Source organism: Hyphomonas atlantica corrig. (genome assembly GCF_017795365.1).
In the GTDB taxonomy this organism is placed as follows: Bacteria; Pseudomonadota; Alphaproteobacteria; order Caulobacterales; family Hyphomonadaceae; genus Hyphomonas; species Hyphomonas atlantica.
This window is the reverse complement of sequence record NZ_CP051254.1, coordinates 2,452,856-2,469,197: the sequence shown is the minus strand read 5'-3', so window position 1 is coordinate 2,469,197 and position 16,342 is coordinate 2,452,856. Positions and strand designations below refer to the sequence as shown.

Annotated in this window: 20 protein-coding genes, 1 tRNA gene and 1 other RNA gene; 10 read left to right on the top strand and 12 right to left on the bottom strand. The window is 56.5% G+C overall.

All coding sequences use genetic code 11. The features are described 5' to 3' along the window. Positions 1-35 precede the first annotated feature (35 nt). Both HF931_RS11970 and rpsD read right to left on the bottom strand, forming a co-directional pair. Entirely contained in the window at positions 36-863 is an 828-nt protein-coding gene (locus HF931_RS11970; RefSeq protein ID WP_035553612.1) for a PPK2 family polyphosphate kinase, read from the bottom strand. A gap of 76 nt (positions 864-939) precedes the next feature. Continuing rightward, positions 940-1,557, bottom strand: a complete 618-nt coding sequence (gene rpsD / locus HF931_RS11965; RefSeq protein WP_035553614.1) for a 30S ribosomal protein S4 — start codon at positions 1,555-1,557, stop codon at positions 940-942. Positions 1,558-1,724: 167 nt separating this feature from the next. On the opposite strand from rpsD, the gene HF931_RS11960 reads away from it, so the two are divergent. Further along, a complete protein-coding gene (locus HF931_RS11960; protein WP_035553616.1) occupies positions 1,725-2,540 on the top strand; it encodes an SDR family NAD(P)-dependent oxidoreductase in 816 nt (271 codons plus the stop codon). Between the two features lie 248 nt (positions 2,541-2,788). Then, entirely contained in the window at positions 2,789-3,877 is a 1,089-nt protein-coding gene (locus HF931_RS11955) for an NAD-dependent epimerase (RefSeq protein ID WP_051602783.1), read from the top strand. Here the strand turns inward: HF931_RS11955 and HF931_RS11950 are convergent. The 3 genes from HF931_RS11950 to HF931_RS11940 all read right to left on the bottom strand — a co-directional run bounded on the left by HF931_RS11950 (position 3,874) and on the right by HF931_RS11940 (position 5,242). After that, entirely contained in the window at positions 3,874-4,419 is a 546-nt protein-coding gene (locus HF931_RS11950; protein ID WP_155841918.1) for a flavin reductase, read from the bottom strand. The two genes, HF931_RS11955 and HF931_RS11950, sit on opposite strands and share 4 nt — an antisense overlap. A gap of 154 nt (positions 4,420-4,573) precedes the next feature. Then, positions 4,574-4,648 (bottom strand) — tRNA-Gly (locus tag HF931_RS11945). Positions 4,649-4,777: 129 nt separating this feature from the next. Next, positions 4,778-5,242 carry a winged helix-turn-helix transcriptional regulator gene (locus HF931_RS11940; protein ID WP_035553618.1) on the bottom strand — a complete coding sequence of 155 codons (465 nt, stop codon included), beginning with the start codon at positions 5,240-5,242 and terminating at the stop codon, positions 4,778-4,780. Positions 5,243-5,584: 342 nt separating this feature from the next. On the opposite strand from HF931_RS11940, the gene HF931_RS11935 reads away from it, so the two are divergent. The 4 genes from HF931_RS11935 (at position 5,585) to HF931_RS11920 (ending at position 8,426) form a co-directional block, all read left to right on the top strand. Beyond that, positions 5,585-6,439: an esterase-like activity of phytase family protein gene (locus HF931_RS11935; RefSeq protein ID WP_035553621.1), complete on the top strand. Its 855-nt coding sequence runs from the start codon at positions 5,585-5,587 to the stop codon at positions 6,437-6,439. Positions 6,440-6,511: 72 nt separating this feature from the next. After that, positions 6,512-6,670, top strand: a non-coding RNA gene (gene ssrS, locus HF931_RS11930) — 6S RNA. 59 nt (positions 6,671-6,729) lie between these two features. After that, a complete protein-coding gene (locus HF931_RS11925; RefSeq protein ID WP_035553623.1) occupies positions 6,730-7,341 on the top strand; it encodes a 5-formyltetrahydrofolate cyclo-ligase in 612 nt (203 codons plus the stop codon). A 53-nt stretch (positions 7,342-7,394) separates the two neighbouring features. Continuing rightward, positions 7,395-8,426, top strand: coding sequence for a family 16 glycosylhydrolase (locus HF931_RS11920; protein ID WP_051602784.1), 1,032 nt, complete (start codon positions 7,395-7,397; stop codon positions 8,424-8,426). On the opposite strand, the gene HF931_RS11915 is transcribed toward HF931_RS11920, so the two are convergent. Then, on the bottom strand, positions 8,410-8,736 hold the full coding sequence (locus HF931_RS11915; protein WP_035553625.1) for a DUF1476 domain-containing protein: 327 nt from the start codon (positions 8,734-8,736) through the stop codon (positions 8,410-8,412). The genes HF931_RS11920 and HF931_RS11915 overlap by 17 nt on opposite strands. 172 nt (positions 8,737-8,908) lie before the next feature. Between HF931_RS11915 and purC the strand changes: the two genes are divergently transcribed. The 4 genes from purC (at position 8,909) to HF931_RS11895 (ending at position 11,715) form a co-directional block, all read left to right on the top strand. After that, positions 8,909-9,682, top strand: a complete 774-nt coding sequence (gene purC / locus HF931_RS11910) for a phosphoribosylaminoimidazolesuccinocarboxamide synthase (protein WP_035553628.1) — start codon at positions 8,909-8,911, stop codon at positions 9,680-9,682. A gap of 216 nt (positions 9,683-9,898) precedes the next feature. Continuing rightward, positions 9,899-10,141, top strand: coding sequence for a phosphoribosylformylglycinamidine synthase subunit PurS (purS, locus tag HF931_RS11905; protein WP_035553630.1), 243 nt, complete (start codon positions 9,899-9,901; stop codon positions 10,139-10,141). 138 nt (positions 10,142-10,279) lie between these two features. Beyond that, positions 10,280-10,882, top strand: a complete 603-nt coding sequence (locus HF931_RS11900; protein ID WP_051602812.1) for a TetR/AcrR family transcriptional regulator — start codon at positions 10,280-10,282, stop codon at positions 10,880-10,882. Between the two features lie 26 nt (positions 10,883-10,908). Beyond that, positions 10,909-11,715 (top strand): lysophospholipid acyltransferase family protein, encoded by an 807-nt coding sequence (locus tag HF931_RS11895; protein ID WP_035553633.1) that lies wholly within the window; start codon positions 10,909-10,911, stop codon positions 11,713-11,715. Positions 11,716-11,784: 69 nt separating this feature from the next. Here HF931_RS11895 and HF931_RS11890 read toward each other — a convergent pair whose 3' ends face one another. Genes HF931_RS11890 through sufC form a run of 6 tightly spaced genes read right to left on the bottom strand, consistent with a single transcriptional unit; the run spans position 11,785 to position 16,274 of the window. Next, positions 11,785-12,279, bottom strand: coding sequence for a DNA-deoxyinosine glycosylase (locus tag HF931_RS11890; RefSeq protein ID WP_241764207.1), 495 nt, complete (start codon positions 12,277-12,279; stop codon positions 11,785-11,787). A 7-nt stretch (positions 12,280-12,286) separates the two neighbouring features. After that, complete coding sequence (locus HF931_RS11885; protein WP_035553636.1) at positions 12,287-12,643, bottom strand: HesB/IscA family protein; 357 nt, start codon at positions 12,641-12,643, stop codon at positions 12,287-12,289. Between the two features lie 35 nt (positions 12,644-12,678). Then, positions 12,679-13,062, bottom strand: a complete 384-nt coding sequence (locus tag HF931_RS11880; RefSeq protein ID WP_035553638.1) for an SUF system Fe-S cluster assembly protein — start codon at positions 13,060-13,062, stop codon at positions 12,679-12,681. Positions 13,063-13,069: 7 nt separating this feature from the next. Further along, positions 13,070-14,293, bottom strand: a complete 1,224-nt coding sequence (locus HF931_RS11875; protein ID WP_035553640.1) for an aminotransferase class V-fold PLP-dependent enzyme — start codon at positions 14,291-14,293, stop codon at positions 13,070-13,072. After that, a complete protein-coding gene (locus HF931_RS11870) occupies positions 14,290-15,516 on the bottom strand; it encodes a SufB/SufD family protein (RefSeq protein ID WP_035553644.1) in 1,227 nt (408 codons plus the stop codon). Before HF931_RS11870 ends, HF931_RS11875 begins: the two co-directional genes overlap by 4 nt. Then, positions 15,513-16,274 carry a Fe-S cluster assembly ATPase SufC gene (gene sufC, locus HF931_RS11865; RefSeq protein ID WP_035554019.1) on the bottom strand — a complete coding sequence of 254 codons (762 nt, stop codon included), beginning with the start codon at positions 16,272-16,274 and terminating at the stop codon, positions 15,513-15,515. Before sufC ends, HF931_RS11870 begins: the two co-directional genes overlap by 4 nt. Positions 16,275-16,342 lie beyond the last annotated feature (68 nt).

Here is a 16,342-nt window from a genome sequence, read left to right as displayed (position 1 = left end):
GCACAGAGGGGGAATCACCCCCCTCTTGCCGAATGTCAACCGATATCAAAATCAGCCGGATTGTAGCCGGGGTTTGGCCATTCCAGGCTCAGGTCTTCCAACGCGCCCCGCACCAGCCGCGCGATCATCGCGTTCCGGCGTGTGCGGCTATCGGCCGGCACCACGTACCAGGGCGCATGTTCCGTGGAACAGCGCTCAACCGCTGTCTCATACGCCCCCATGAATTTCGCCCAGTCCTTGCGATCTTCTAGATCTCCCGGATTGAATTTCCATAGCTTGTGCGGCTCCACCAGTCGCTCAGCCAGGCGTTCGCCTTGTTCTTCATAGCCGACGTTCAGCATGCATTTGACGATCACCACCCCATTTTCGGTCAGGTGCTTTTCGAATGCATTGATCTGATCGTAACGGCGCTCGACGTCTTTCGCGCTTGCAAAATTGCGAACTTTGACGACCAGCACATCTTCATAATGCGAACGATCAAAGATGCCGATATTTCCTTTCTTCGGAACCGCATTGTGGACGCGCCACAAATAATCCCGCGCAAGTTCGTTCTTGCTGGGCGCTTTGAACGCCTTCACTTCCATGCCCAGAGGCGTGGTGTCTGCGAACACGCTGCGGATGGTTCCCGATTTGCCAGCCGTATCCATTCCCTGCAGCACCACGAGCACCGACTGCTTCTTGTGCGCATAGAGCATGTCTTTCAGTTCGTTGATGACCGCGGCGTCCTTTTTCAGACTTGTCTTCGCATCTTCCTTGTCATCGAACAGGATTGGGTCGCGGGTCGGTCTGGCAGCCAGTGAAAAGGACTGGCCCGGCTTCGCGATCAGATGCTGACGGACATCATCGATATCGGGAATGTTCATGAATTTTGGTTCTCCAATGAAAAAGGCCGCACCAGTCTGGCGCGGCCTTTTGAATTCTTCAAGGAATTCAGCCCTCTTACGAGGAGTAGAATTCGACGACCTGAGCAGGTTCCATCTGCACCGGATATGGCACATCAGACAGTTCAGGCACGCGAACGAAGGTTGCCGTCATCGCTTTCGGGTCAACGTCAACATACTCGGGAATGTCGCGTTCGGCACTGCCGAGAGCTTCCAGAACCAGAGCCATATTGCGGGACTTCTCGCGGATCTGAACCACATCGCCTGGCTTCAGGCGCGCAGAACCGATGTTGCAACGACGACCATTGACCAGAACGTGGCCGTGATTGACGAACTGGCGCGCTGCGAAGATCGTCGGCACGAATTTCGCGCGGTAAACGATGGCATCGAGGCGGGATTCCAGAAGACCAATCAGGTTTTCGGACGTGTTGCCTTTCAGGCGGTTGGCCTCTTCGTAAATGCGAAGGAACTGCTTTTCCGTGATGTCGCCGTAGTAGCCTTTCAGCTTCTGCTTGGCCATCAGCTGCAGACCAAAGTCAGACGTCTTGCTGCGACGGTTCTGACCGTGCTGACCTGGCTTGTAGTTGCGCTTGTTGACGGGGGACTTCGGACGGCCCCAGATGTTTTCACCGACGCGACGGTCGATTTTGTACTTCGCGCTATGGCGACGTGACATGGTAGTACCTCATTGTCGACGCAGGCCGGTGGGCGACGCTCATTCGCACCCACGATTTCAACGGCGGCTCTGCACCATCCCGTTATCAGGCGGCGGGTAAACCCGAAAACCACTGGCAGGTCAAGCCACACCGCTGCTACACATTCCGCAAAAAGCGGGAGGAAAACATGGCTCAAATTGAAGGCAAGGTCGCTATTATCACTGGCGCGGCAAGTGGGATCGGCAGAGCGTGCGCAATCGTGCTCGCTCGGGAGGGCGCGTGCGTCGTCGCTACGGATGTGGACAGCGAGGGCCTGCGTGACACGGAAAAGCTGGTTTCCGACGCTGGTGGCAAGATTCTTACGCTTACTCAGGATGTGACAGACGAGGCTGTCTGGGAGGACGTTTTCACCGAGGCCACAGAAAAGTTCGGAACGCCCTCGGTGCTCGTCAACAATGCCGGCATTGCCATCGCAGGCGGCATCACTGATTTCACGCTGGACGACTGGCGGCGACAAATGGCGGTAAACGTAGACAGTGTGTTTCTCGGCACGCGCGCCGCCATGAACGCCATGAGCAGTGGCGGCTCCATCATCAACATCTCGTCGGTCGCCGGCTTGCGCGGTGCGGCTGGGGCCAGCGCCTATTGCACGTCAAAAGGGGCTGTTCGCTTGTTTACAAAAGCCGCCGCTGTTGAATGCGCTCAGATGGGCACAGGGATTCGCGTGAATTCGGTGCACCCCGGCATCATCGATACACCCATCTGGCAGAAATCGATCACGCGGATGACTGAAGTCATGGATGAAGAGCGCATATCCGCCCTTACCGCGCATTCCGGGGCAAACCAGATGGACGTCGAAGCAATCGCCTCGCAGTCGAGCCCAATGGGGCGCGCAGGCCGTCCGGAGGAGGTTGCCGAACTCATCCTGTTCCTGGCGTCAGACGCATCGAGCTATATCAGCGGCCAGGAACATGTTGTCGATGGCGCCATGACGGCCCGCTGAGCTGTTGGAATATACATCCAACTTCTACAGCACGGTCCCTACCCGTCTCGCCAAACCTGGTCTAATGACTTCGCACGGTTGGATTAATTCATCTGAGCGCAGATGTGGAGCCGACGCACCAACCTGGCGGCTGCGCGTCTGAGTGGGACTCGCTCTGGTACTTTGGACAGACCAATGAGATAGGGTCTGCAACAGAACAGAATACCACTGGCTTGCGAACCAGTGCGTGGGAGACGAGCAACAGGCGCATGTCAGCAGTTGATCAAACTGAAGAGAACCCGTCCGCCAAGACCGGTACATATCTCGTCACCGGTGCCGCCGGGTTTATCGGGTTCCATGCGACTTGCCGCCTTCTGGAACAGGGCATTGAAGTCGTCGGCTTGGACAATCTGAACGATTACTATGACCCGGCCCTGAAACAGGCACGGCTCGACGAGATTGCGCGCGTATCCAGCCGCACCGGGACACGGTTTGACTTTGTGAAAGCCGATCTCGCAGACAAGTCCGCCGTCGATGCCTGTTTCAACTCGCACCATTTCAGCCGCGTCATCCATCTGGCCGCGCAAGCTGGCGTGAGGCACTCGATCGAGGCGCCTGATGAGTACGTCTCATCTAACCTCGTCGGATTTGCCAACATTCTCGAAGCATGCCGGAATGCGAAGACACCGCATCTGGTGTATGCGTCAACGTCTAGCGTCTATGGCGCGAATGACGACACGCCCTACTCAGAACACAGGGGCGCGGATCATCCACTCCAGCTGTATGCCGCCACCAAACGAGCCAATGAACTGATGGCGCATGCCTACAGCCATCTCTATAATATACCGACGACAGCGCTGCGCTTCTTTACGGTGTATGGCCCCTGGGGCCGCCCGGACATGGCACTCTTCCTCTTCACAGAAAAGATCCTGAAAGGCGAGCCGATCCCTATCTACAATGAGGGGCAGCTGGAGCGCGACTTCACTTATGTCGACGATATCGTCGAAGGCGTCCTGCGTGTAGCGGCTGATGTGGCAAAGCCAAATCCCGAATGGGATGCGAGATCTCCAGACCCAGCGACATCAAGCGCACCGTTCCGAATACTCAATATCGGAAACAACGAACCGGTACCATTGCTGGACTTCATCGACGCCCTGGAAGACGTACTCGGCAAGAAAGCGATACGTGACCTTTTACCCATGCAGCCGGGAGATGTGAAACGCACCCATGCCGACGTGTCGCTGCTGAAGTCCGCAGTGAACTACAACCCGACCACATCAGTGCGCGAAGGTGTCGGGCGTTTTGTTGACTGGTACCGTGCTTTCTACGGAGTGCCGGGCAATACGAACGACGTCTAATCAGGCTTCACAGTGGTGCGATACTCACGGCTGGCATAGATCAGCGAATTTCCCGTGTCTCCCAACACCGTATCGATCACTTCGCCAATGCAGACATGGTGCGTCCCGACCTGATTATGGGAAACCAGTTTGCATTCAAAGGCGACCAGAGAACCGGCAATAACCGGCTGGCCGAACTTGCCGGATTGCCACTGGGTGCAATCAAACTTGTCCGCAAATGTGTCCCGCTGCATGCCCGCAAATACGTCGGCGACAAGAGATTGATCGTCCTTCAGCACATTGACGCAGAACGTGCCATTGCCCAGCAGGACCGGCGTCAAGGATGACGACTCATTGATGCAGACCAGAAGTGTGGGGTTCGGCGTATCGGCACTCACTGACGACATTGCAGTTGCCGTGGTACCTGCCCGACCAGCTTTGCCATCTGTCGTGATGACATTCACCGTTGCCGCAACGAGGCTCATCCCTTCCAGAAAGCGCTGGCGAAGAGACGCGGCAACTGGGTCTGTATGGCTCGGTTCACTCATAGTCGCTGCTTTCATCCTTACCGGCCTCACCTTGATGCCTCATCTGTTGATATTGAGGTAAGGTGTACACATCTCGCGGCAATGGTCTTGTCTCTGCGCGCACGGTTACGGTCAAGCCAGCAACGCTGGGGAACCGCAAGAGCGGTGATATTCAATAGTATCGAGAAATTGGAGCGGGCGATGAGATTCGAACTCACGACCCCAACCTTGGCAAGGTTGTGCTCTACCCCTGAGCTACGCCCGCATCCTTATTGGGGTATTCACGACGTCTCCGCCGAGAGGCGTGATAAAGCGCATCAGACCGGGCAATGCAAGACGGAAAATCCGCGAAACTGCACAATTTGATGGTTGGGCTTGAGACAGCTGTGGAAACCTAACCGCGAAGCACCGGACGGATCTGGTCGGGCCGCACTTCCCGTCCTTCCACGTCCACGAATGCTGCACGTATAGCGCTTTTCGACCCGGCCTTTGTAAAGCTGATCGGCGGCGCCTCTCCCTGACCAAGCCAGGCATCGCCCCATTGGGTCAAGCCGATCAGGATCGGTCGCAACGACAATCCGGTTGCTGAAAGGACATATTCAGGGCGCGCGCGCTTCCCTGGTGCTTTGTATGCCTTTTTTGTCAGCAGTCCTGCGTCGACCAATTTCTTCAACCGACCCGACAGCACTGTGCGTGGACACCCGAGTTCAGACTGAAAATCGTCAAATCGACGGACCCCATAAAGCGCCGCCCGCAGAATCAGCAGGGTCCAGCGATCGCCTATCAGGTCGATGGCCTTTGCGAGATTGCAGGTGTCCGGCGGAACCGGTGAACGGCGGGCGAGCGGAATCTGAGACATGCGCCTGTTTTGTATAGGTTCGCATTCTAAATCCAGATCAATTCCCTATTCCTGCCTTAAATTTTCGGTCAAAAACTCATGTTCTGGCAAACAATGAGGCCGCCCATGCACTTCCTTCGCACTTCTGTCCTGACAGGCCTCCTCGGCGCTTTGATATCCTGCGCCGCGCCGCAGGATCATGGTTCGGCTAGCCTCCCTGCTACACAACAGTCACACACCCTACCGTCCTCAATTGAACTACATCGACAGTCTTGCCCGGCAGGCACAACATATGCGTCTCCAAACAAATTCACGATCCGGTCTGAGCCCGTCCCGCTTGCGAACAGGCCAAGTCAGGCGGCATTGCCGCCCGGTGTACGGTTCGCCGGTGGCTGGTCCCTGACCTCCCCACACGCCGAGTTCGGCGGATTGTCAGGAATCGAGATTCTGCCGGATGGCAGGCTACTCACTGTATCTGACGTGGGGGCCTTTATCTGGATCGGGATGGCAAATGGCGCTCCGGATGGGACTGGCGAGATTTCCTACATGAAGGGTCCCAACGGCCAGATCCTGAGGGGCAAGCGCGATGGCGATTCCGAGGGGTTGGCCTTGGCAGACGGACTTGCTTTTGTGAGCTTTGAACGGCGCCATCGCGTGGCTGCGTTCGACCTGGAAACTTGCGGCGCGTCTGCTCGCGCAGCCCCGTTCACTGAATTGCCCAGCGAACTCTCAGGAATCAGAATCAAGGAAAATTCCGGCGCAGAAGCTCTGTCTGCCGGCAAGGTCATGATTGCGGGATACGAGCAGCTTATCGATGGATACTCACCTCTCGTATCCGTCTCGAAGGGGGGATCAAGCACAGAACTGCTTGCCCCGGCGAAGCGTGATTATAACGGTCCGCTTGTTGGCATGACGAACACAATCATGCTGGGCGACGCGGCCACTGCCGGGTCCGTCGTCTACAGTCTCCGAAGATCCTACAATCCGGTGTTCGGCAACCGATTGACCGTCGAAGCCGCGTATGAGGATGCCGGAGGCGCAAGTCGTCGAGCGTTGTTTGAATTGAAGCCACCCATGAATGTGGACAATTTCGAAGGCATTTCCGCAGAGACGTTGAACGACGGCACACATCGGCTCTGGCTAGTTTCTGACAACAATTTTTCCGACCAGCAGCGAACACTGTTGTTTGCTTTCGACCTCATCGGCGAAGCTCATTGACGGTTATCGACAAAAGGCGACAGCGGGCCCCCTTACAATCATCGGGGCAGCGGATTACATCCTGAATCAGCATGAGGGCTGCGACGTTTGCGACGGACTGATCTCCGGCGACCTTAATTTCCGTCAGGGAGCTGGCATTCTGGTCCGGACCGTGGTCCGGGCTCACCCGGCGCCCACCTAGTATCTAGGTTGACGGGAGTGAATATGCCCCGCGGCGTTCGTGGTTCTCATGCGCTCGAACAAGTTTCCGTGACTTGTGTTTAACCAACTGGCCAAATAGGGACGCCTCGATGGACAAGACAGACCTTCGACACCGCATGCGGACCCTACGCGCAGAGGCGGCCGCACGAGATCCCGACGCGGCCGAAACCCTGGCGGACAAGTTTCCCATGAAACTCCTTGAGCGCTACGGCCCTGTGGTGGCCGGCTATGTTGCCATCAATGAGGAACTCGACCCTTCGCCCCTGATGCAAAAACTCGCCAAGGCTGGTGCGGAGCTGTGCCTGCCGCGGATTGAAGATTCTGGCGAACTGACTTGGCGGTCCTGGAACTTCGGAGAACCCCTAGAGCGGCGACCGTTTGGCTTGTCGGAACCTTCCGCCGACGCACCGCTGGGTCAACCCACACTGATTCTGACACCGCTTCTGGCGTTTGACGGAATGGGAAACCGCCTCGGATATGGCAAGGGGCATTATGACAAGGCTCTTGAGCGGCTGAGAGAAGACGGCAGAGCATTCGCTTGTGCGGTTGCCTACGCTGCACAACAGATAGAGACCGTTCCCGCCGAACCGCACGATCAACCACTTGATTGGGCAGTGACGCCAATTGGGTCGGTGCCGCTATTCATGATGCGGAACCTGAAAAGTCTGGCGGAATCGGACGAACGCAGTTCCAGCAGCTAAAACCGGCTTGTCTCTTGCGAACGTGATCTTCACGGTAAACGCAAGGTGAAAACATGCCCCGTTTTGGTCAAATTCGAACATCTTCCCCCAAGGCACCTGCTCCATTTCAACACATCACATTGATTGGTAGCGTTATCATGGCGGTCGCCACGGGTATCATGGTGTATTCCAATGGTGGTCCTGAACGCGCCTCCCAAAGTGTTCAGCCTCCAGCAGCCCAATACTACCCGGTAAATCGTGCCACCCCGGACTTGAGAGGCCGCACGGAGCTTGAACCGCTGGAAATCGCTCCTGCCAAGCCTGTGCCCGTCAAACCCGCAGTCAAACTGCAGGCGAACTCCGGCGCCGCCATGCTAGCAGACCTCAAACGGGATAGCCTGGAGACATCATTCTGGGCGTCCAACACCGAGCGTGGGCACGATTTCTATGGAGGCCGCTGGGCAGCCGAGAACATCAAGACGACCGATGACGGATTAGAGCTTCAGGTTCAGCATGAACCAACGCCCGCATCTCCCTTCTCAATGGCCGAGTTCCGATCACGAAAAGAGTATGGATACGGCCGATACGAAGCCGTTTTGCAAATTGGCAAAGGATCCGGGCTGGTCTCAGCCTTCTTCATGTATACGGGCCCCTACGCCAACACGCCGCATGACGAAATCGATATCGAATTCCTTGGAAAGGACACCACCAAGATCGAATTCAATTACTGGCGCAGCGGCCAAAAGGGTGCACATGCCGTTTTCGATCTTCCATTCGATGCATCAGAAGCGCCGCATCTGTACGCGTTCGAGTGGACACCTGATCAGATCACCTGGTTTGTTGATGGTGAACCATTTTACTCGACCAAACCCGGCGATACAAAAATACCGACGCACGCTGGCCGCATGTATTTCAGCCACTGGACCGGTGTGCCCGCGATGGCGCAATGGCACGGGAAGCCCAAATTTGCGTCAGGCGAGGCAACGAAAGTGAGTTGCGCATCTTTCACGCCGCTTGGCGAAGATGCGCCCTCCTGTGCTGACACGTTCGATCCGAATCAGATTGGCGAACGGCTAACCTATGCGGGGCTTATTGCGCATCCTTGAGGATCTGCTCGCGCGCAACCGGCAGCAATTCTGCCATTTGCTCCCGAATACGGGCGTCGGTACGGTCGATACCGGCCGCGTCGAAGTCGGCCCGTACCTTGCGGAACACATCATCATCGCCCGGCTCTTCCAAGTCGGACAACACAACAGTTTTCGCATACGCTTCAGCGTCTGATCCCGTAAGACCCATGAGGTCTGCCGCCCAGAAGCCAAGAAGCTTATTTCGGCGGGCCATGACCTTGAACTGGGTTTCCTGATCCAAAGCGTAACGGGCTTCCTCTGCGCGCTCGCGATCGTCAAATGTGCTCATCTGAAATGGCCTTTCTGAACGGTGGTCTGTGAGTCGTGCATATAGGCGCTCAGATGAGGTGTGCGCAATAATTGTTTCTTTGAGCAGATTGGCGTAACAGGTTCGCTTTCCGGGGGCGGCTGAAAACGATTCCTGTTACAGCTACCCGGCATTCAGCAGGAGGCCCGGCCGCATGAGCAAGAAGCGCATAATCTATGAGGGCAAGGCAAAGATCCTCTATGAGGGTCCAGAGCCAGGCACGCTCATCCAGTATTTCAAGGATGATGCGACGGCCTTCAACGCCCAGAAGCGTGCGGTTCTGGACGGCAAGGGCGTTCTGAACAATCGCATCAGCGAGTTCATGATGACCCGCCTTTCCGCGGTCGGTATTCCGACGCACTTCATCCGCCGACTCAATATGCGCGAGCAATTGGTGAAGAAAGTGGACATCATCCCGCTGGAAGTCGTCGTGCGGAATGTCGCCGCTGGTACGTTGTCCAAGCGTCTCGGCATCGAAGAAGGCCAGGTCCTGCCCCGTCCAATGGTTGAGTTCTACCTCAAGGACGATGCACTCGGCGATCCGCTTGTCACTGAAGAACACATCGCCGCATTTGGTTGGGCGACGGCACAGGAATATGAAGATCTCATTTCGCTCTCGCTGCGCGTGAATGACTTCATGTCCGGCCTGTTCGCGGCGGTAGGCATTCGTCTTGTCGATTTCAAACTGGAATTCGGCCGCTACTATGAGGGCGACAACGAAATTCCACGCATTCTGCTCGCCGATGAAATCAGCCCCGACAGCTGTCGGCTTTGGGACTTCGAAACCGGCGACAAGCTGGACAAGGACCGGTTCCGCCGCGACCTTGGCGGTGTCACGGAGGCATATGCGGAAGTCGCCAGACGTCTCGGCATTCTGAAAGAGTCAGGCGAAACGGACAATGTCGTCAGCTTTAATGGCGGCAAATAGCAATCTGCTGGTTTACACGGTCATATAGGAATTTCGGTTTATGCCATCGTCTGCTCAAACCAAGTCAACAGCTTCGGCTACTCGTAACTCGAAGCTTGTGCCTGTGATCTCTACCGCAATCGTCCTTATCGCTCTCGCTACAGCGGTAAGCTTGTTCCAATAGGCACTAAATCGGGGTAAGTGGGCTCGACTCAGACTTCCTCAGGAGACCTTCGCATGAAAGCCATCGTTCACGTCGCACTGAAGAATGGTGTTCTGGACCCGCAAGGCAAGGCTGTCGCGGATACACTTGCGCGCATGGGTTACAAGGAAGTCGAAGCTGCACGAATAGGCAAAGTCATTGAACTGGACCTGGAAGACGGCCTGTCATCTGATGCTGCAGAAGCGCGGGTGAAAGAAATGTGCGAAAAGCTTCTCGCAAACACGGTAATTGAGAGCTACCGCGTCGAATTCGCCTAGCCAATCCAGCCCCCCACTACATTGATATCACTGCGAAGATATCCTTTCGGCCGAGGCAGATCAGCGATGTGAGCAAGTATTCACTTGCATTGCATGCTGCGCGATACTAAATTGTCCTGCACAAATATGGAGGGCCAGATGGCGAAAGCGTCAAGCACCGAGCAAGCGAAAACCAAGCCACGCGCCCGCAACGCCCGGCCAAAGATCGAACGCGCCGCGCTCAAGCTGTTCATCCATGAAGGCATCGATGCCGCCACGACGCGCGAAATCGCCGAAAAGGCCGGAGTGTCGGAGGGCGCGCTTTATCGGCACTACAAAGGCAAGGACGAGCTCGCGCTCTCCCTGTTTATGGAGACACATAACCGCCTTGGTGCGATGATGGCAGAGGCGTTGACTGGCGACGGGTCGCTCGAAGAAAAGGTACATGCGGCGGTAAAGGCGTACTGCGAACTTGCCGATGAAGACTTCCTGCTCTTCTCGTTTCACCTTGTGTCACTCAACCGCTTTCTGCCCTACGACAAACGCCGCGACGACGACCCGGTGTCGATCACCGAAAAGATCATCGCCGGTCTGATGAGCGAAGGGCATATTCCAAAAGGCGATCCCGCCCTCAAAGCTGCGATGGCACTCGGCGTCGTCATGCAATCTGGTCAGAACAAGATTTACAATCGCCTTCCAGGCCCATTCTCACAACATGCCGACGCCATGTCCCGCGCGGTCATGTGCGTACTGAAATCGTAGGCTATTCTCAAGAAGGAGTGGGACACATGCGCGGCATTGTTTTTACGCTCGTCTATTATCTGCTGTCCGCCCTTTACGTGTTGGCATCGCTGCCGTTTCTGATCCTGCCAGGGCATACGCCCGTACGCGCCATCATCAGAAGCTATACACGCGCGATGAATCTGAATTTGCGATTTGTCGCCGGGATTCGCAAAGAGGTGCGCGGGCGGGAAAATCTGCCAGACGGCCCGTTTGTGATCGCAGCCAAACACCAGAGCTGGGGGGATGGCTTCCTGATTTATCCCGAAGTCAGAAATCTGGCCTTCGTGACAGGCGACCATCTTGAGAAATTCCCGCTCGTTGGTGGCATATTGCGGAAACTTGGCGCGATCGTCATCGACACATGTGGCGGCGGAGACCGCAAGGCCGCCTCTCTCAAGGAAGGTATGCAGCGCGCAAAGCAGGAAGGACGCCGCGTCCTGATCTATCCAGAAGGCCATCTTGCGCCTGTCGGGTACCATTTCCGCTACAAGGCCGGCGTCTGGCATATGGCCCAGGCGATGAATGTTCCAGTAATTCCGGTTGCGACCAATATTGGCCTGTTCTGGCGCCAACAGGAACGTCACAAAACGCCTGGCACGGCAGTGATCGAGTTCCTGCCGCCGATCAATCCAGATATGCCGAAGCAGGAATTTCTGGCCAAGCTGACCGATGTAGTGGAAAGTCAAACTTCCAAGCTGGTCGCCGAAGCGACCGGGACTCCGGAAGCTGACAGTGTTTTAGTTCCTGACCCTCCCAAAGGAATGGAAGCCAGGCCCGGAGGAGATGATATCGCGGCCTTCGGAGGCCCCTAACGAAGACTCGAAGTAGTTCACCCTCAACAACTCTTATAAGCCGGTGCATACATATGCACGATCAAGACACTAGTCTAACGCACACCGCCAACGGTCAAGCTTCTCCCCATACCGCATCGCTGCGTATGCCGGACTTGTTGATGGGACAGCTAAAGCGCGCAACTCCGGAACGAGTGGCTGAACATATTTGCCATAGCTTCTCGCCGCCGTTCCGCCATTCAGCAGAACGCGTGAGATGCGCGGAAACATCTCGAAGAATTTCGCGAAATCGTTCGGAACCTCGTCCCGAATGTTTGAATCGAGACTGCCTTCCCGGCGACAGAGTTTTAGCACATCCCAAACTGCAACGCCGTGATTGATGAGAATGGAGCGCCGCGCCTCGTATGGCAAACTTGGCTGCGCTCCAAACACATCGCCCATGATAGGCCAGAACGCGTTGCGAGAATGGGCATAATACTGCCCAGCTTCCAAAGAGGCGATGCCGGGCATACTTCCGAGAATCAGAATCTTCGCGCCCGGTCCGGCAAGGGGCTGAAAACTCTGGATGTATCGCGTGTTGCCCACCACCAAATCAGGCGGTCGCGGGGACAATCGTTACGCTTTCGCCGCAGCCGCAGGCGTCGGTCTGATTTGGATTCCTGAAGACGAACTTCTCGTGCAGTGGGGTGACTTCATAGTCCACCTCACTGCCCAACAAGAACAGCACCGCTTTGGCATCGATCACGATGGTTACGCCGTTGTCCTCGACGACTTCGTCTAGAGGCTCGGGCGCTTCGGCATAGTCCATGACATATTCCATGCCCGCACAGCCGCCATTCTTCACGCCGACCCGAAGGTATCCGGCGCCTTTTTCTTCCATGATCTCCTTAACGCGCTCTGCCGCAGCGTCAGAAAGTTTCACGGGTTTGGGTCTGGGTCGTCTGGCCATGGCAATTACATAGGAACGAATACGTTCCGCTTCAATTAAAGCATGTTCAATGCAAGGCGGGCTTCGTCCGACATGCGCGAAGGGTCCCAAGGCGGATCAAAAGTGAGGCGCACCTCAACATCCTTGACGCCGTCGACGGTTCGCGCAGCCGTTTCCACCCACCCCGGCATGTCGCCGGCTACAGGGCATCCTGGCGCTGTCAAAGTCATATCGATGTCGACCTTGTAGTCATCATCGATATCTACTTTGTAAATCAGTCCCAATTCGTAGATATCTACAGGAATTTCCGGGTCGAACACGGTCTTGAACGCGGCGATCAGATCATCAGTGAGACGGTTGAGCTCAGCCTGAGGGATGTTTGCCCCCGGCTCAGCGCCTGACACATCGACCATGTCGTGAGATGTCATATCATCTGCCATGCGTCACCTATACCAGCATTTCGCGCGCCTTGGCGAGCGCTTCAATGAACACGTCAACCTCTGCAGGCGTATTGTAAACAGCGAAACTTGCACGCGCAGTTGCGCTAACGCCAAGGTGCTCCATCAGCGGTTGTGCACAATGATGTCCGGCCCGGATCGCAATGCCGTACCGGTCGAGGATCTGCGCGAGATCGTGTGGATGCGCCCCTTGCAGGCTGAACGACAGGACAGCTCCCTTGCCCGGTGCCTCGCCATGAATGGTCAATCCATTGACGCCTCGAATGCCCTCATAAGCACGGTCATACAAGGCGTTCTCGTGCGCGATCACGTCGTCATGATTGAACGCAGTCATCCAATCCAGTGCAGCTCCGAGACCAATCGCTTCAAGTATTGGCGGTGTGCCAGCTTCGAACTTGTGCGGCGCAGTATTGTAGGTCACGCGGTCGCGACTCACGATTTCGATCATCTCACCGCCCCCCTGATAAGGGCGTGCGCGATCCAGCGCTTCGTCAGTTCCGTACAACACGCCGATGCCAGTTGGGCCGTAAAGTTTGTGACCCGTCATCACGTACCAGTCGCACCCGAGCGCCTGAACGTCGACTTTCATGTGAACCGCCGCCTGGCTGCCATCAGCCAGAACTTCCGCACCGACATCATGCGCCAACCGGCAGATCTCGGCCATGTCTGTTACGGAGCCCAACACATTGCTCATATGCGTGATGGCAACCATACGGGTCTTGGGCCCGATAGCTTGCGCGTACTCATCCATGTCCAGAGAGCCGTCGGCATTCAGGCCCACCCACTTTAGCACTGCGCCATGACGCTCCCTTAGAAAGTGCCACGGAACAATGTTCGAATGGTGCTCCATGATCGACAACACGATTTCATCGCCCGGCTGAATTCGTCCGGCCAGCGCAGAAGCAACGAGGTTGATACCCTCTGTCGATCCCTTGGTGAAAACAACATTTTCCGTAGCCGGCGCATTCAGAAACGCACGGGCTTTTTCCCGCGCAGCCTCGTACGCCTCTGTCGTTTCATTCGACAAGGTATGGATGCCGCGGTGGACATTCGCATAAGCCGTACGCGACTGATTTGCTATGCGATCAATGACAGCATTCGGCTTTTGGGCGCTGGCAGCATTGTCGAAATACACCAGCGGCTTGCCGTTCACCTCACGCGACAGGATTGGAAACTCTGCGCGGATAGCCTCGAGATCAAATGCCCTGCTCATGCTGCACCCAGCCAGGCCTCAGCCTCGCCCCGCAGCAACTCCTCCAACTCGCCAGCTTCTTCCAGGGCTTCAGCCACAAATGCCTGAGTCAAAAGTGCACGCGCAGTTTTTTCCGGAATACCTCGCTGGCGCATGTAGAAGAGCTGATTGTCATCCAGGGCGCCGCAGGTATTGCCGTGCGCACACTCAACATCATCCGCGTAAATCTCTAGTTCAGGCTTTGCGAAAACGACGGCGCCATCTTCCAGAAGCAACGCCTTGTGCTGCATATCCGCATCCGTGTATTGCCCTGCCGTACGCGGCACAAAGAACTTGCCCTGGAAAACGCCTGTACCTCCGTCCAGAACTGCTCCTTTGGTCAATTGACGTGTCACGCATGAATTCGCGCCGTGGCGCACATGCGTCGTGATATCCGTATGGAGACCTTTTCCCACAAGGTACGCGGCGTTCAGTGTTACGCTTGCGCTTGGCTCCTGGTGGGTGACCCGCGTTTCAAGTCTCGCCAGCTTTGCGCCAAACGAAAGCGTGGTCTGTGTATATTGCGCTTCAGCGTCAAGATGCACCAAGGCCGTGGATGCCACCGCCTCTTCGCGAGAGCCTCGTTGATATATGGTCCGCACCGCAGAGGCATTCTTCTGCAAGCCAAACTCGATCACAGACGCTTCAAGCCCTGCTCCGCCCAGATGACTTTCAGAAACTGTTACAGCCATCCCCGGACGCACGACGATCACAATGCGTGCAAAACTTGCTTCGCCTGCGCCGCTGAACTGGAAGTGCAGACGTGGCAGGTCTGAAGAAGTGACCTCAAGAAGCACTGTCGCCGGTCGCGATTTTTCGCCTGCAAGTGACGCAGCCAACGCGCCCATCGGCACGTCTTCGGCGGCACCCAGCGCTTGCGCCTCGCCCTTCTCGAACACGCTCAATCCGTTCGGCAAATCTGCCGGTGCCTCGAAACCAGTTGGCGTGAACTTGAACACAAGCGCGCCGTCATACGGAATCGGATCTTCCACGGATGCAGTCGACGGGCGATCCAACGTCGTCAATGCGGCCTTGAAGTCAGTCCACTTCCACGCTTCCATCCTGCGGTTCGGCAAACCAGATTGCGCGAAAGCACCAAACAGGCGTTCGCGACGCACATCTTCAGGCTGCATGCCGTAGCGCGCAACGAGCTCCAGCTCCGCCGCATTCGGATTGGCAATCAGATCCCGCAGGGCTGTGGTCACGCCACCTCCCCGAGGATGCCTTCATATCCTTCTTTTTCAAGTCGTAGCGCCAGCTCCGGGCCGCCAGTCGCCACAATCCGGCCCTTCGAAAGAACATGAACCTTGTCCGGCTTAATGTGGTCCAGCAAGCGCTGATAGTGGGTGATCACAAGCATGCCACGATCCGGCGAGCGCATGGCATTCACACCGTCAGAAACTGTCTTCAACGCGTCGATGTCCAGACCGGAGTCAGTCTCGTCCAGAATCAGGAAGTTCGGCTCCAGCATCATCATCTGGTAGATTTCGAGGCGCTTTTTCTCGCCGCCGGAAAACCCGACATTGAGCGCGCGCTTCAGCATTTCGGCATCCAGTTTGAGAGCCTTACCCACTTCACGCGACTTCTTGATAAAATCCGGTGCGGAAATCTCGTCCTCGCCGCGCGTCTTGCGCTGGGCATTCATCGCGGCGCGAACGAATGTCATCACCGGCACACCGGGAATCTCGACTGGGTACTGGAATGACAGAAATAGCCCTTTGGCGGCGCGCTCTTCCGGATCCATGTCCAGGATATCGTCGCCATTCAACGTCGCTGAACCGCCAGTAACCTCATAGCCGTCCCGGCCAGTCAGCACATAAGACAACGTCGACTTGCCAGCGCCGTTCGGCCCCATGATCGCGTGGACCTCGCCTTTCGGCACCTCAAGGGTCAGACCATTGATGATGGTCTTCGCATCGTCTTCGTCGCCGACAGTGGCGGTCAGGTTCTCAATCTTCAACATGGTGCGCATGTAAGCCCGCTGGATCGTTGGGAAAAGCCCCGGATGCAGGAAATGGCGCGCAGAACCTC

Excerpts from the sequence above, each read along its gene's own strand:
- HF931_RS11955 (WP_051602783.1), top strand. The coding sequence starts at position 2,789 with ATGTCAGCAGTTGATCAAACTGAAGAGAACCCGTCCGCCAAGACCGGT.
- HF931_RS11920 (WP_051602784.1), top strand. The coding sequence starts at position 7,395 with ATGCCCCGTTTTGGTCAAATTCGAACATCTTCCCCCAAGGCACCTGCT.
- HF931_RS11960 (WP_035553616.1), top strand. The coding sequence starts at position 1,725 with ATGGCTCAAATTGAAGGCAAGGTCGCTATTATCACTGGCGCGGCAAGT.
- HF931_RS11950 (WP_155841918.1), bottom strand. The coding sequence starts at position 4,419 with ATGAAAGCAGCGACTATGAGTGAACCGAGCCATACAGACCCAGTTGCC.
- HF931_RS11885 (WP_035553636.1), bottom strand. The coding sequence starts at position 12,643 with ATGGCCAGACGACCCAGACCCAAACCCGTGAAACTTTCTGACGCTGCG.
- HF931_RS11925 (WP_035553623.1), top strand. The coding sequence starts at position 6,730 with ATGGACAAGACAGACCTTCGACACCGCATGCGGACCCTACGCGCAGAG.
- HF931_RS11940 (WP_035553618.1), bottom strand. The coding sequence starts at position 5,242 with ATGTCTCAGATTCCGCTCGCCCGCCGTTCACCGGTTCCGCCGGACACC.
- purS (WP_035553630.1), top strand. The coding sequence starts at position 9,899 with ATGAAAGCCATCGTTCACGTCGCACTGAAGAATGGTGTTCTGGACCCG.
- HF931_RS11880 (WP_035553638.1), bottom strand. The coding sequence starts at position 13,062 with ATGGCAGATGATATGACATCTCACGACATGGTCGATGTGTCAGGCGCT.
- HF931_RS11970 (WP_035553612.1), bottom strand. The coding sequence starts at position 863 with ATGAACATTCCCGATATCGATGATGTCCGTCAGCATCTGATCGCGAAG.
- rpsD (WP_035553614.1), bottom strand. The coding sequence starts at position 1,557 with ATGTCACGTCGCCATAGCGCGAAGTACAAAATCGACCGTCGCGTCGGT.
- purC (WP_035553628.1), top strand. The coding sequence starts at position 8,909 with ATGAGCAAGAAGCGCATAATCTATGAGGGCAAGGCAAAGATCCTCTAT.
- HF931_RS11915 (WP_035553625.1), bottom strand. The coding sequence starts at position 8,736 with ATGAGCACATTTGACGATCGCGAGCGCGCAGAGGAAGCCCGTTACGCT.
- HF931_RS11875 (WP_035553640.1), bottom strand. The coding sequence starts at position 14,293 with ATGAGCAGGGCATTTGATCTCGAGGCTATCCGCGCAGAGTTTCCAATC.
- HF931_RS11895 (WP_035553633.1), top strand. The coding sequence starts at position 10,909 with ATGCGCGGCATTGTTTTTACGCTCGTCTATTATCTGCTGTCCGCCCTT.
- sufC (WP_035554019.1), bottom strand. The coding sequence starts at position 16,274 with ATGTTGAAGATTGAGAACCTGACCGCCACTGTCGGCGACGAAGACGAT.
- HF931_RS11900 (WP_051602812.1), top strand. The coding sequence starts at position 10,280 with ATGGCGAAAGCGTCAAGCACCGAGCAAGCGAAAACCAAGCCACGCGCC.